Genomic DNA, 14274 nt, shown 5'->3' on the forward strand with positions numbered 1-14274 from the left:
TATCACAGTTTTAAATAAATAATTTGCTAGATTTGTGGTGGATCCTAGCTATCGTCTCTGGTCAATCGCGGTGGCTGAGTTAAAATAGTAAAAAGTCTATTTTACGGAGTGGTACCATGGGTTCATTGCAAGACCAGTTGCTCAAGGCAGGCCTAACAACCGAGCACAACGCTAAAGTGGCAAAAACACAAAAGCGTAAACAACAAAAGAAAAAGAAGAAGGGCGCAACCAGCGACCAATCTGATCTGCAAAAGCATATTGAGCAGACTAAGATAGAGCAGCAAAAGCGTGCCGAAGAGCTCAATAAAGCTAAGCAAGAAGAGCTGAAAGAAAAAGAGCAGGTTGCTCGCGTTAAGCAAATACTGGAGCACCACAACCAGGATGAAATTCGTGGTGATGTGACCTTCAACTTCACCTATCAAAATAAGGTGAAAGAGCTGGAAGTCAACGCGGCCACACAACAGGCACTAGCCAAAGGTCGACTGGCGATTTGCGTGTTGGAAGGCGTATTTTATGTATTACAGGACGAGCCGGCGAGAAAAATTGCCGAAGTGGATGAGAAGTACATTGTTTTCCATGTTGAAGACGATCAACAAAGTAATGATGACGATCCCTATGCTGAATTTGAAGTTCCTGATGATTTGATGTGGTAGTGATTAGGCCATAGGTTAAACTTTGGGCTACACTGACTTACAACGTTAACCGTCAATAAAAAGAGTAAAGATATGAGCAAGATGAAAAAACTACTAGTAGGGACTGCTGTAGCAGTATGTGCATTGAGTTCAGCCAGCGCCATGGCGGCGGATGGCAAAGCGCTGTATACCCAAAAAATGTGTCAAACCTGCCACGGTGCAGAAGGTAAAGCGCCAATTATGCCTTTGTATCCGAAAATTAATGGCCAAAACAAAGAATACCTAGTGGCGCAAATGAAAGACATTAAGTCAGGCAAGCGTAACAATGGCATGTCTTCTGCGATGAAAGCCATGGTTGCCAATGTCAGTGATGCCGAATTTGAAGCCATTGCCGAGTACCTGAGTAAAGTAAAATAAGCGGCTTTTACCTAATAGGCGCTAGCTCAAGCGCCGTATAACAGCAACAGACAAAACCACCGCTTGCGGTGGTTTTTAGTTGCAGACAGTTATAACTTAATTTAGACTTCTATACATCCAGATGTGGAAGTGTTGTATAAAGGATCTCCCATGTTCGAATTACCGCAATTAGATTTAAAAAACAAAGTCAGTGCTGAAGAGTGGCAGCTGCGCCTTGATTTAGCGGCCTGCTATCGCTTAGTGGAGCATTTTCGCTGGGGGGATCTAATTTATACTCACATGTCAGCAAGGTTACCGGGCACCGATCATTACTTGGTGAACGCCTTTGGCCTAAGCTTTGATGAAGTCACGGCATCAAACTTAGTGAAAGTCGACCTCCAAGGAAATATTTTGGATGACACACCATTTGAAATAAACCCCGCTGGTTTTACTATCCACAGTGCTATTCATGAGGTGCGGGATGATGCCCATTGCGTTATCCACTTGCATACCAAAGAAACCATTGCGGTGGCGAGTCTTGAGTGTGGACTGTTGCCGCTGAGTCAGCACAGTATGTTTTCACTGCCTTCTTTGTCGTACCATGGCTACGAAGGACTGGCTGTGAATGCTGCAGAAAAACAACGTCTGCAAGAGGATTTAGGTGATACTAATCATATGTTGTTGGTGAATCATGGTGGCTTAACCGTGGGGCCAACCGTAGGTGATGCGTTTATGCGTTTTTATGACCTCCAGCGGGCCTGTGAAATCCAAGTCGCCATTCAGGCAACAGGGCAAAAAGCCACCCCGGTACCACAGCCCATTATCGACAATATTTATAATCAAGCTAACGTTGTCCATAGCGGCAGCACTGGTGGGCAATTGGCGTGGCCTGCGATGCTACGTAAAGCCTACCGCTTAGACCCAAGCTTTGCTCAATAGGAGTCTTTATGAAAGTTAATCGCGTAGAAGTATTTGATATCCATTGCCCCGACAGGCCAGCGTGGACCCCAGTGTTTGTGCGTATTCACACTGATGAGGGTATCTCTGGCGTAGGGGAAGCGGGTCTGGCGTATGACCTTGGACACAGCGCGGCGGCGAGCATGATAAAAGAAATGGCCGAGGCATTTTTAATTGGCCATGACCCGTTTCAAACCGAGCTGTTGTGGTCGCGGATGCTGCGCGAGAGCTTTTGGGGACTCGGTGGTGGCCCGGTGGTCTATGCCGCTATGTCAGCTATCGATACCGCACTTTGGGATATTAAAGGCAAAGCACTAAAACTGCCGGTCTATCAGCTGTTAGGTGGTAAAGTGAACTCAGAGTTGCGTACCTATGCGTCGCAATTGCAATTTGACTGGGATCAGGAGTTTAAAGCGCTGGTTGAACCCCATGAATACGCTGAGGCGGCGCATAAAGCTATCGCAGAAGGCTATGATGCGGTTAAGGTCGACCCAATTCAATACGACAAGCATGGCAACACTTATTATGATCGCACGAAACTTATTTCTCGTGCTGAAATGAAACTCTACCGCGCTCGTATGAAGGCTATTCGCGAGGCCGTTGGCGACGAGGTTGACATTATCTTTGAGTGTCACAGTCTACCGGGTGCCACGTCTGCCATACAAATAGCCGACATCGCCGAAGAATTTGACTGCATGTACTATGAAGAGCCGGTTAATTACCTCAACCACTCTCTGCATGCTAAAGTCGCTAACAAGACGGCTGTGCCCATTGCCGGTGGTGAACGCTTGTACAACCGTTGGGGTGTTCGCCCTTATTTTGAAGATCAAAGTATTGACGTTTTACAGCCAGACATTGGTTTATGTGGTGGCTTTACCGAGACCAAAAAGGTATGTGATTACGCCGATATCTTTGATGTTCGAATACAAGCACACGTCTGCGGTGGCCCTGTAGCCACAGCCGCGGCGTTACACTTAGAAACCGCGATCCCGAATTTCTTAATTCATGAACACCATACTTATGCGATTAAAAAGTGGAACCGTGAATTATGCTTGCAAGATCCGCAGCCACACAAAGGCATCTTCAAAGTGTCTGAGGAACCAGGGCTTGGCATTGAGCTGAACGATGAAGTGGTGATGCGCTCCTCTCGAGTGGAAATTAAGTAACCCCCGAGCGTATTCAATAGAAACAAAAAAACCCAAGCTCAGGCTTGGGTTTTTTTAGTAGTAACTAGGTTTGTTATTTCAACAGAGACTCGGTTAATACTGGACGAATTTCTTTTACAATGGCTTGGCAAAGCTTAGGTGCGCCGCAAATGATGTTGCCACTGCGGTTGTAGTTAGCACCACCGGCAAAGTCAGTCACCATGCCGCCAGCTTCTTTGATTAATAGCTCGCCTGCCGCGGTATCCCAAGGTTTTAGGCCGATTTCGAAAAAACCATCCATACGACCAGCAGCAACGTACGCCATATCTAACGCTGCAGAGCCGGCACGACGCATGTCAGCAGTGTGTACAAATAGTGCTTTGAATGCCTCTAGGTAAGCGTCCATGTGGTGCTTTTGTTTAAACGGGAATCCAGTGCCGATAACAGTGCCTTGTAGCTCAATCGACTTAGAAACACGAATACGCTTGTTATTAAGCTGTGCACCTTGACCACGTGAAGCGGTGAAAAGCTCGTCGCGGATTGGATCATACACTACGGCTTGCTCTACGCGACCTTTTACTTTTAGTGCGATAGAAACCGCATAGTGAGGGATACCCTTAACAAAGTTAGTAGTACCATCAAGAGGATCTACAACCCATTGGTAATCTGCATCTTTGCCTTCTTGAAGGCCAAGTTCTTCGCCAATAATTGCGTGGTCAGGGTAAGATTTTAAAATGGTGTCACGGATAGCCACTTCCGCTTCTTTATCGATATTTGTAACGAGATCATTGGTGCCTTTTTGTGAGGCTTCAACGCGTGACAGATCTTCACTGGCACGAAGAATAATCTTACCCGCGTTACGCGCAGCGCGTACCGCAATGTTCAACATTGGATGCATAGCATTACCTTTAGGTTGTAAAAGAACAGGATATTTCAGCCGGCGTATTCTAGCGGCTTTTGCTGCAAAGTAAACATAAAACCACAAAAAAACCTGGTTGTTTTTTGTACTCCCTTGCCCTGTATCGATTTTTATTTATCCGCGGCTATCTTAGTGAGATCAGTTGGAGCTGTGCTACAATTCGCCATTATTTTTGTTTGAGAATCAGGTAATGGCATTAGAAGACATTCGTATTGTATTAGTAAACACCTCACATTCAGGCAATATTGGCTCTGTTGCTCGAGCGATGAAAACCATGGGGTTGTCTAAACTCTACTTAGTTGACCCTGCATGTGAAGTGGATAGCCATGCAAGTGCATTGGCGGCTGGTGCGACCGATATCTTAGGTAGCGCTCAGCAGGTCGATACCTTACAAGAAGCGATTGCGGACTGTGCACTCACTATTGGCACCAGTGCTCGTTCCAGAACGCTGTCATGGCCCATGGTCGATCCCAGAGGCTGCGCCCAAAAGCTCGTCAGTGAGTCAAAGCACGGTCCGGTGGCGTTAGTGTTTGGTCGTGAGAACAGCGGCTTAACCAACGAAGAACTGCAGTTATGTAACTATCACGTTTGCATTCCTGCCAATCCAGAATACAGCTCGTTAAACTTAGCCATGGCGGTGCAAACCCTCGCCTATGAAACGCGCATGACCTATTTAGACTCCCTTGAGCAACCCGCTGAAGAAGCAGGTGATACGGTTTATCCATCGTCAAAACAGATGGAGCTATTTTATGAGCACCTAGAGCGTACCCTTGGCGATACCGGGTTTATCATCAAACAGCATCCCGGCATGGTAATGACCAAGCTGAAAAGACTATTTAATCGTGCCAGACCGGAAGATCAAGAGCTTAATATTTTGCGCGGCATTTTAAGCTCAATTGATAAGTCGGCTAAAAAGCAATAAGGCCTTTTACCGCAGCGCTGGCGACGCTCTGTCGTCAGCCAATTGTGCTTTTCTAGCCCAGCCGACATTGCGGACAAAACTTCAGCAACAATACTTGACTAAATTACTCAGGTAATTAAAATGAAGCTAATACTTGATTAATTTACTCAGGTATTACAGGTAAGCATCTCCAAGAGCGCAGAATCTGGGCTCCAGAAGGGGTTAATACTTGACTATCTTAGTCAAGTAATTAAAATTTGCGTCTTGGTAAAATAACGGGGGTCATGCATGAAATTAACATCGAAAGGCAGGTATGCCGTAACAGCAATGTTAGATGTTGCGTTACACGCTAGTATCGGCCCTGTGTCGTTAGCTGATATCTCTGATAGACAAGAGATTTCGCTATCTTACCTTGAACAATTATTTGCCCGACTACGTAAACATGGGTTAGTAAGCTCAGTGCGTGGTCCAGGCGGCGGTTATTTACTAGGCCGCGATTCGCATACCATTTCCGTTGGTGATGTTATTGGTGCGGTGGATGAGTCAGTTGACGCCACACGTTGTCATGGGGAAGGCGGTGGCTGCCAAAGCGGCATGCGTTGTCTTACTCACTCTTTATGGTCCGACCTGAGTGTGCGAATAGAAGAGTTTTTAAATAGTATTTCCCTAGCCGAGTTAGTCGCAGATGCTGATGTGCAAACGGTAGCCAAGCGACAAGATCATCGCGTAAAGCAGGTGATCGAGCAATTAGACAATATTCAAGTGAGCTGTCAACTATAGGTTGACGTTAAGCGGAGAGATAAATGAAATTACCGATATATCTAGATTATGCAGCAACCACTCCGGTTGATCAGCGTGTTGCAGACGAGATGATGCATTGCCTGACGATGGATGGTAACTTTGGTAATCCAGCTTCTCGTTCACACCGTTTTGGTTGGCAGGCAGAAGAACTGGTCGATCAGGCGCGTAACGATATCGCCGATTTAATCAACGCCGATCCGCGCGAAATCGTTTTCACTTCAGGCGCAACTGAGTCAAACAACCTTGCCATTAAAGGTGCGGCGCAGTTCTACAAGAAAAAAGGTAAGCACATCATTACCGTACGTACTGAGCACAAAGCTGTGCTTGATACTTGCCGCGAATTAGAGCGCCAAGGTTTTGAAGTGACCTATATGGACGTGGAAGAAAACGGTCTACTTGATCTGAAAAAATTAGAAACGGCAATGCGTGATGACACTATTTTAGTGAGCGTGATGCACGTTAACAATGAGCTTGGCGTGATTCAAGATATCGCCACCATTGGCGAAATGTGTCGCGAACGCAAAATCATGTTCCACGTCGACGCAGCGCAAAGCACAGGTAAAGTGAAAATTGATTTACAAAGCCTGAAAGTGGATTTCATGTCGTTCTCAGGCCACAAAGTGTACGGCCCGAAAGGCATTGGTGCACTTTATGTTCGCCGTAAGCCTCGTGCTCGCCTAGAAGCGCAAATGCACGGTGGTGGTCATGAGCGTGGTATGCGTTCTGGTACCTTAGCAACGCACCAAATCGTTGGTATGGGTGCAGCTTGCCGTATTGCAAAACAAGATTTCGATAAAGACCATGAGCATATCAGTGCGTTACGTAAGCGTTTACTGGATGGCATCATGGACATGGACGAAGTGTACTTTAATGGTGCAATCGACCAATCAGTGCCAGGTATCGTCAACATCAGTTTCAACTTTGTTGAAGGTGAGAGCCTACTGATGGCCGTTAAAGACATTGCGGTGTCATCTGGTTCAGCATGTACATCTGCAAGCCTTGAGCCATCTTATGTTTTACGTGCACTGGGTCGTAATGACGAATTAGCACACAGCTCAATTCGCTTCAGTATTGGCCGCTTCACCACAGAAGAAGAAATCGACTACACCGTCAAGTTGATTAAAGATTCAATTGGTCGCCTTCGTGAAATGTCACCGCTTTGGGAAATGCACCAAGAGGGGATTGACCTAGATAGCGTTGAGTGGGCGCACCACTAAGCAAGTTTTAGCCGCTGGCTGGACTGACTCCAGCCACAAGCAGGTAGTGAGGAAATAGTTATGGCTTACAGTGATAAAGTTATCGACCATGTAGAAAATCCACGTAACGTGGGTGTGCTAGACAAAAATGACCCAAGTGTTGCAACCGGTATGGTTGGTGCACCAGCTTGTGGCGACGTAATGAAGCTGCAAATCAAGGTGTCTGACACTGGGGTTATTGAAGATGCAAAATTCAAAACCTATGGCTGCGGTAGCGCCATCGCTTCATCATCACTGGTAACTGAGTGGGTGAAGGGCAAAACGTTAGAAGAAGCGGCAACCATTAAGAACACCGACATCAGTGCGGAGCTTGAGTTGCCACCAGTGAAAATTCACTGCTCAATTCTAGCCGAAGATGCTATTCAAGCAGCAATCACAGACTACAAGAGTAAACAAGCGAAGTAAGAGAATATTATGGCAGTGACGTTAACAGATGCAGCCGCTAATCGTGTATTAGCCTTTTTAAACAATCGCGGAAAAGGCATCGGGCTGCGCGTTGGTATTAAAACCACAGGCTGTTCAGGTCTTGCTTATGTTCTTGAGTTTGTTGATGAATTAGACGAAGGCGATGAAGTCTTTGAAGACAAAGACGTGAAAATCATTGTCGATGCTAAAAGCTTAGTTTATATCGATGGCACAGAGCTTGACTACACCAAAGAAGGTCTGAACGAAGGGTTTAAATTCAGCAACCCGAACCAAAAAGACGAATGTGGCTGTGGCGAAAGCTTCACCGTATAATTGAATATAGTGATTAGCTTAAAGCCCTACCTTGGTGGGGCTTTTCTATATTAGGTATGTATGCGTTATTTTGAATTATTTGATTTACCCGTCGATTACCAAGTCGATATCGAGAAGCTGAACAAGGGCTACTTAGAATTACAGCGTGCCGTTCATCCCGATCGATTTGCCGGTAAAGGCGAGCGTGAAAAACTGCTAGCGGTACAGAAAACCGCCGAGATCAATGATGCATTGGCCGTATTGAAACACCCCGTGAAACGTGCTGAATATATGTTAAGTGAAAAAGGGGTGGATATTCGTGCTGAGCAACAAACCTTACAAGATCCACAGTTTTTGATGCAGCAAATGGAGCTAAGAGAAGCCTTAGAAGAGCTTTCTTCGGCCTCGGATCCCGATAGCGCCATCGCTGACTTTGAAAAGCAAATCAAAGCATTAGATAAAGAGTTTAGTGCTTCGCTAGCACAGCAACTGCAAAGTGAAACACCATCCGATTTAGACGCTGCAGCAGACAATATTAGAAAGCTAAAGTTTGTGTACAAACTGCGCGATGAGTTAGCGCGTATCGAAGATGAATTATTCGATTGATGGCGCTTAGCCGTCAGCAACCGTAGAAGTGAAAGAGCATTATGGCATTATTGCAAATTGCTGAGCCGGGGCAAAGCGCGGCACCTCATGAACATAAATTAGCAATTGGTATTGACCTAGGTACTACCAACTCGCTTGTCGCGACGGTGCAAAGTGGTGAAAGCAAAACACTGAGCGATGACAATGGCAAGCCCATGCTACCATCGGTGGTGAGATATACCGACTCAGGCATTATTGTCGGTGACGCTGCTCAAGCGGCTTCTGCCGAAGATCCCACCAACACCCTGATTTCAGTAAAACGTTTTTTAGGTAAGACGCAAGCCGAAATTGAGCAAAGCTATGGTCAATTGCCTTACCAATTTGTCGAACATGATGGCGCATTAGCGATTGCCACTCAAAGTGGTGCTGTGAGCCCAGTTCAAGCGTCCGCTGAAATTTTAAAAAGCCTACATCAACGCGCCGTAGCAAGCTTTGGCGGCGAAGATGTGATGGGTGCCGTTATCACGGTGCCTGCGTATTTTGATGACGCACAACGTCAAAGTACTAAAGATGCTGCTGAACTGGCGGGCTTAAATGTATTACGTTTATTAAACGAACCCACCGCTGCTGCCGTGGCCTATGGCTTAGATTCTGGCCAAGAGGGCGTGATCGCAGTATATGACTTGGGTGGGGGGACGTTTGATATCTCCATTTTGCGTCTTAACCAAGGCGTATTTGAGGTGTTATCTACCGGCGGTGATTCTAGCCTAGGTGGCGATGACTTTGACGCCCTATTGGTGGATTATTTTAAGCAGCAAACGCAACTGTTTGACCTAAACCCGAATGAGTTAAGACTCTTCATCAATAAAGCTAAGGCGTGTAAAGAAGCCCTTTCCAGCTATGAAACGGTAAACGTTGAGCTTGCTGTGCGTGAACAGCAGCATATGGTTACCATTACTCGTGATGAGTTTGCGCAAATGGCAATGCCGTTGGTGAAAAAGACGCTACGCTCATGTCGCCGGGCGTTAAAAGATGCCGATGTTAGCAATGAAGAAGTGTTGCAAGTGGTTATGGTGGGTGGTTCAACGCGGATGCCTGTGGTGCGTGATGAAGTGGGTGCCTTTTTCGAAAAAGAGCCGCTTACCTCGATTGATCCAGATCGCGTTGTGGCGCTTGGTGCCGCTATCCAAGCAGATATTTTGGTCGGTAATAAGCCTGACTCAGACATGCTGTTATTGGATGTCTTACCCTTGTCGCTAGGGCTGGAAACCATGGGTGGACTGGTAGAGAAAATTATTCCTCGTAACACCACCATCCCAGTGGCTCGAGCGCAAGAGTTCACCACCTTTAAAGATGGCCAAACAGCCATGTCTTTGCATGTGTTGCAAGGGGAACGTGAGCTGGTTGACGACTGTCGTAGCCTTGCCAAGTTTAGCCTCAAAGGTATTCCACCAATGGCTGCTGGTGCGGCGCACATTCGCGTCACTTTTAAAGTCGATGCCGATGGCCTACTGAGTGTTTCAGCAGAAGAAAAGTCAACCGGCGTACAAGCTGAAATCCAAGTGAAACCTTCGTTTGGTTTGAGTGATGATCAAGTCGCAAACATGCTGAAAGAGTCGATGACCAATGCCAAAGATGACATGCAAGCGCGCATGCTCAAAGAGCAACAGGTTGAAGCGCTACGCGTGTTAGAGGCACTTGAAGCTTCACTTGCTGCTGATTCGGCACTGTTGTCTGACACTGAGTTGGCGACACTGCGCGCGGCAATGGATAAACTTGCAAATGTACGTCAGCAAGCGCAAGATCCAGATGAAATTAAATCAGTGATTGAAGAAGTAGATAATGCCAGTAGTGATTTCGCATCACGACGCATGGATCAGTCAATTAAAAAGGCACTGCAAGGGCAGTCGGTAGACGAGGTGTAATATGCCACAAATTATCTTTTTACCTAATGAAGAGTTATGCCCAGAAGGTGCTGCCATTGAAGCGCCGGCAGGGGAAACCGTACTGGATGTTGCGCTAAAAAATGGCATCAGCATTCCCCACGCATGTGAGAAGTCATGTGCTTGCACCACCTGCCACGTGGTGATCCGTGAGGGTTTTGACTCACTCGATGAAAGCGACGAGTTAGAAGACGATATGCTCGACAAAGCATGGGGACTAGAAGCTGAGTCGCGCTTAGGTTGCCAAGCGATTATCAAAGATGAAGACTTAGTGGTTGAAATACCCAAGTACAATCTCAATATCGTTAATGAAGAGCATTAATATCTGATCTGATTTAGTCGCTATACTAATTCAGTCAAGCAACAAAAAAGCCGTAGTTGTCACACTACGGCTTTTTGCCTTTTAAGGAGGAGTAATATGTCACTTTGCAACAACCCAGAATATTCGCTTATAAATGGTCAAGCTTATCAAAGTGAGCAGTTTGTTGAGGTTCACAACCCCGCTACGGGAGCGTGTTTGGCCAAAGTGTCTGATACCGATCCTGCAGGCGCTGATGAAGCTCTAGCCGCGGCTCAAGAAACCTTTAATGGGTTAAGTAACACCACAGCAAAGCAGCGTAGCCAAATATTACGAAAGTGGTTTGAGTTAGTGGTTGAGCATCGTCAGGAGTTGGCTGAGCTAGTCACCAAAGAGCAAGGGAAGCCTTTATCGGAAGCCCAAGGCGAGGTCGACTATGCTGCCGGCTTTATCGAATGGTATAGCGAAGAAGCGAAAAGAGCTTATGGCCAAGTGATCCCAAGCCACACCACCAGTCATCAACTGCACACCATTAAACAAGGCGTTGGCGTGGTGCTTGGGATCACACCTTGGAACTTTCCATTAGCCATGATCACCCGCAAAGTGGCTCCTGCTTACGCCGCAGGTTGCAGTTTTATTTTGAAGCCCTCGGAAAAAACACCATTGGCGGCACTGGCCTTAGCCAAGCTTGCCATCCAGGCCGGGATGGAAAAAGGGGCCTTACAAGTGCTGGTGACTCACGATTCGAAAACATTGGTTTCTCATCTTACCGAGTCTGCTGCGGTGCGAAAATTGACTTTTACCGGCTCCACGGCGGTGGGCAGTGCATTATTAAAACAGTGCGCAGAGACAGTAAAACGTACCTCAATGGAGTTAGGGGGCAATGCACCGTTTATTATTTTTAATAGTGCGGATGTCGAAAGTGCGGTTTCAGGGCTAATGGCAGCCAAGTTCAGAAATGGCGGACAAACCTGTGTGGCTGCCAACCGTATTTTGCTGCAGCAAGATATTCAAGACAAGGTATTGGCAGCACTGACGCAGAAAGTCAGTGAGCTGAAAGTGGGCAATGGCCTCGAAGATGGGGTCGACATTGGTCCTTTGATATCGATGGCAGCCAAGGAAAAAGCACAAGATTTATTGGCGGATGCGCTAGATAAAGGTGCGAAAGTGCATTACCAAGGTGACGCGCTGTCGGGGCAGTTTATGGCGCCGATGATCCTAACTGGGGTGAATGACAGTATGCGTATTTACCATGAAGAAATCTTTGCTCCCATTGTCAGCATCATTGATTTTGCTGATGAGCAACAAGCGCTGGCACTGGCCAATGGCGTGCCAGAGGGGTTGGCAGCCTACTTTTATTCGCAAGATATGAATCAAATTCAGCGTGTTAGTACACGGCTAGAATATGGCATGATAGGCATTAACGAAGGCATGGTATCGAATCCTATGGCACCATTTGGCGGCATGAAATACTCGGGACTGGGCCGTGAAGGGGCGCAAGAAGGATTGCTGGAATATCAAGAAGTGAAGTACTTATGTCAAAAGTTCGAGTAGCCAGCCAGAGGCTACTCACTTTTTTGCCACACTTTTAATCTCGAGGAAACCTCAGTACACTAGTGCGCCTGGTTAAATTTTGATGTTTTATCAATGATGGAAAGTGATAATAGCCCAGCACTAATTATTCTTGCCGGCGGCTTAGGCAGTCGTTTTGGTGGCGATAAGCAGGTTGCTGAGTTGGCGAGAATAAACAAAAGTATTATGGAGCTGAGCATCTTGGACGCCCACCAGGCTGGTGTTCAGGAGGTATACCTTATCATTAACGCGCGAGTGCGTGACACCATTGAGTCTCGAGTGCTACCCCGCTTACCGCCAGCCATTAACGTTACCTTGATTGAACAATCTCTTACTCAAGTGCCACCGCCATTCGAACGTTATTGTACAGAGCGGGAGAAACCCTGGGGTACTGGACATGCTTTATTGTGTGCCAAGCCCTACGTTAATACACCTGCCATTGTCATCACCGCCGATGATTATTATGGTCCTGATGCGTTTATCTCGCTGGTGGAGCACTTTAAGCACCACCACAGTATGGCGATGGTTGGCTACCCCATTACCCAGACCTTATCGCAACAAGGGGGAGTAAATCGTGGGATTTGTCAGGTAAGTGAGGGCAAACTACAATCGGTAGTGGAGGTAACCGATATTCGTCAAGAGTCGCAAGCGTTACGAGGAAATGTTGACCAAACGGTCATTAATATTGCACCCTCTGCACTGGCCTCTATGACCTGTTGGGGGATCTTGCCAAGTTTGTTTGATGCTTTAGAAGCGGGCTTTTATGACTTCTTAGAGAATTATGACAACGATGTCAAAAAAGAGTATTATTTACCAGATTGCATTCAAAGCTGTATCGAAAAAGGCACTGAAATAGTTTGGGTTTACCAAGCTAGCTCACCTTGGTACGGAGTAACCTATAAAAACGAGTTAGACATTGTCGCGAGAAAAATCTATGAATCACGTCAGGGAAGATAGCGCTCTGGGTTCAGAGCCATTTGATACCACCCTTAAAGAAGCGGATAAGGCATACCAGTCTGTGGCACAGATACTGGCCAATGAGTTTGGGCTAAACAGTGAGCGTGCCTGGATGAAGCACATTGGTAATGGCCACATTAATACCACTATGTTGCTACAGGATGGTCATCAATCTTTGGTGGTACAAAAGCTTAACACCAAGGTATTTCCTGCACCGCAACAGTTAGTGGAAAATGCCCGAGCGATTGAAAAGCATTTGACGCAAAAAGCACTTAATGGCAGTTATAGCCTTGCGATTATCAAGCATGTTGCCACTCACTCAGGGCAATACTTAGTGCAGCTCGGTGAGGACTATTGGCGCGCTTTGGTCTTTATTGGTAGCAGCTACAGTGAAGATGTGGTGGCCAGTGAGCAGCAAGCCAAAACCGCAGCCAGTGCTTTTGGGCGATTTTCTCACGCACTGAATGACTTTGACGCTCGACAGTTACACCATGTTATCCCTGACTTTCATAACCTAGCCATGCGGATCGATGCCTTTAATGAGGTACTGGCTGCTGATAAACATCACCGAGCCCAGCACTGCACAGCGCTTATCGAGCAATTTCAACAGCACTTTGGTTTGGCTGAACAGTTACAACAAGTGCAATCAAAGGTGCCGTTACGCGCTTGTCATAACGATACCAAGATCAATAATATGCTGTTTTCCACCAAAGATGGGTCAGCGCGAGCGGTGATCGACCTAGACACTTGTATGCCGGGAAACTGGCTATTTGATTTTGGTGATATGGTAAGAACCTTTTGCTCGCCCGAAGAAGAAGATTCAACGGCATTGGACAAGGTTGCCGTGCGGGAAAATATTTTTGCCGCTTTGGCAGAGGGGTATATTGCTCCTTTGCGTAACAGTATCACCGCGGCTGAGCGAGAAAGCTTTTTATTGGGCGCGAAGGTTATGCCATTTATGATTGGCCTGCGCTTTCTCACCGATTACTTGGATGGCGATAACTACTTTGCCACTCACCATAGTCAGCACAATTTAGACAGAGCGAAAAACCAGTTTGCGCTTTACCTAAGTGTGGTGGAAAAAGAGCCACGTTTAGCGGCGATAATTAACGCCATCTAACTTTTCGTATGCCCTCTCGCGTTTTACTACCGCCTCGTAACATCAGCTACGGGGCGGTTTTGTTTTATCGCAATG

At 46.6% G+C, this 14274-nt stretch carries 16 protein-coding genes; 15 read left to right on the forward strand and 1 reads right to left on the reverse strand.

Translation table 11 applies throughout. The annotated features are described in order from the left end of the window. The first annotated feature begins 116 nt into the window (after positions 1–116). The 4 genes from R3P39_RS16150 to R3P39_RS16165 all read left to right on the forward strand — a co-directional run bounded on the left by R3P39_RS16150 (position 117) and on the right by R3P39_RS16165 (position 3151). Positions 117–653, forward strand: coding sequence for a DUF2058 domain-containing protein (locus tag R3P39_RS16150; RefSeq protein ID WP_336568761.1), 537 nt, complete (start codon positions 117–119; stop codon positions 651–653). A 72-nt stretch (positions 654–725) separates the two neighbouring features. Then, positions 726–1049 carry a c-type cytochrome gene (locus R3P39_RS16155; protein ID WP_336568762.1) on the forward strand — a complete coding sequence of 108 codons (324 nt, stop codon included), beginning with the start codon at positions 726–728 and terminating at the stop codon, positions 1047–1049. A gap of 150 nt (positions 1050–1199) precedes the next feature. Then, the gene (locus R3P39_RS16160) at positions 1200–1967 is read left to right on the forward strand and encodes a class II aldolase/adducin family protein (RefSeq protein ID WP_336568763.1); all 768 of its coding nucleotides are present in this window, start codon (positions 1200–1202) and stop codon (positions 1965–1967) included. A gap of 8 nt (positions 1968–1975) precedes the next feature. Further along, the gene (locus tag R3P39_RS16165) at positions 1976–3151 is read left to right on the forward strand and encodes a mandelate racemase/muconate lactonizing enzyme family protein (protein ID WP_336568765.1); all 1176 of its coding nucleotides are present in this window, start codon (positions 1976–1978) and stop codon (positions 3149–3151) included. A 73-nt stretch (positions 3152–3224) separates the two neighbouring features. Here the strand turns inward: R3P39_RS16165 and suhB are convergent, their stop codons facing one another. Then, positions 3225–4028: an inositol-1-monophosphatase gene (gene suhB, locus R3P39_RS16170; RefSeq protein ID WP_336568767.1), complete on the reverse strand. Its 804-nt coding sequence runs from the start codon at positions 4026–4028 to the stop codon at positions 3225–3227. 211 nt (positions 4029–4239) lie between these two features. On the opposite strand from suhB, the gene trmJ reads away from it, so the two are divergent. From trmJ to R3P39_RS16225, 11 genes are all read left to right on the forward strand, one after another. Next, positions 4240–4971, forward strand: a complete 732-nt coding sequence (trmJ, locus tag R3P39_RS16175) for a tRNA (cytosine(32)/uridine(32)-2'-O)-methyltransferase TrmJ (protein ID WP_336568769.1) — start codon at positions 4240–4242, stop codon at positions 4969–4971. A 267-nt stretch (positions 4972–5238) separates the two neighbouring features. Continuing rightward, complete coding sequence (gene iscR / locus R3P39_RS16180) at positions 5239–5730, forward strand: Fe-S cluster assembly transcriptional regulator IscR (RefSeq protein WP_336568771.1); 492 nt, start codon at positions 5239–5241, stop codon at positions 5728–5730. A gap of 23 nt (positions 5731–5753) precedes the next feature. Further along, the gene (locus R3P39_RS16185; protein WP_336568773.1) at positions 5754–6968 is read left to right on the forward strand and encodes an IscS subfamily cysteine desulfurase; all 1215 of its coding nucleotides are present in this window, start codon (positions 5754–5756) and stop codon (positions 6966–6968) included. A 60-nt stretch (positions 6969–7028) separates the two neighbouring features. Next, complete coding sequence (gene iscU / locus R3P39_RS16190) at positions 7029–7412, forward strand: Fe-S cluster assembly scaffold IscU (protein WP_336568774.1); 384 nt, start codon at positions 7029–7031, stop codon at positions 7410–7412. A gap of 9 nt (positions 7413–7421) precedes the next feature. After that, on the forward strand, positions 7422–7745 hold the full coding sequence (iscA, locus tag R3P39_RS16195; protein ID WP_336568776.1) for an iron-sulfur cluster assembly protein IscA: 324 nt from the start codon (positions 7422–7424) through the stop codon (positions 7743–7745). Between the two features lie 60 nt (positions 7746–7805). Continuing rightward, on the forward strand, positions 7806–8330 hold the full coding sequence (hscB, locus tag R3P39_RS16200) for a co-chaperone HscB (RefSeq protein WP_336568778.1): 525 nt from the start codon (positions 7806–7808) through the stop codon (positions 8328–8330). A gap of 41 nt (positions 8331–8371) precedes the next feature. Beyond that, a complete protein-coding gene (hscA, locus tag R3P39_RS16205; RefSeq protein WP_336568780.1) occupies positions 8372–10234 on the forward strand; it encodes a Fe-S protein assembly chaperone HscA in 1863 nt (620 codons plus the stop codon). A gap of 1 nt (position 10235) precedes the next feature. Then, on the forward strand, positions 10236–10574 hold the full coding sequence (gene fdx / locus R3P39_RS16210; protein WP_336568782.1) for an ISC system 2Fe-2S type ferredoxin: 339 nt from the start codon (positions 10236–10238) through the stop codon (positions 10572–10574). A gap of 96 nt (positions 10575–10670) precedes the next feature. Then, positions 10671–12104 carry an NAD-dependent succinate-semialdehyde dehydrogenase gene (locus R3P39_RS16215; RefSeq protein ID WP_336568783.1) on the forward strand — a complete coding sequence of 478 codons (1434 nt, stop codon included), beginning with the start codon at positions 10671–10673 and terminating at the stop codon, positions 12102–12104. Positions 12105–12197: 93 nt separating this feature from the next. Next, positions 12198–13079, forward strand: coding sequence for a nucleotidyltransferase family protein (locus R3P39_RS16220; protein WP_442962048.1), 882 nt, complete (start codon positions 12198–12200; stop codon positions 13077–13079). Next, entirely contained in the window at positions 13057–14199 is a 1143-nt protein-coding gene (locus tag R3P39_RS16225) for a phosphotransferase enzyme family protein (protein ID WP_336568784.1), read from the forward strand. The genes R3P39_RS16220 and R3P39_RS16225 overlap by 23 nt, the downstream gene beginning before the upstream one ends. Positions 14200–14274 lie beyond the last annotated feature (75 nt).

Source organism: Pseudoalteromonas sp. UG3-2 (genome assembly GCF_037120705.1).
GTDB lineage: Bacteria > Pseudomonadota > Gammaproteobacteria > Enterobacterales > Alteromonadaceae > Pseudoalteromonas.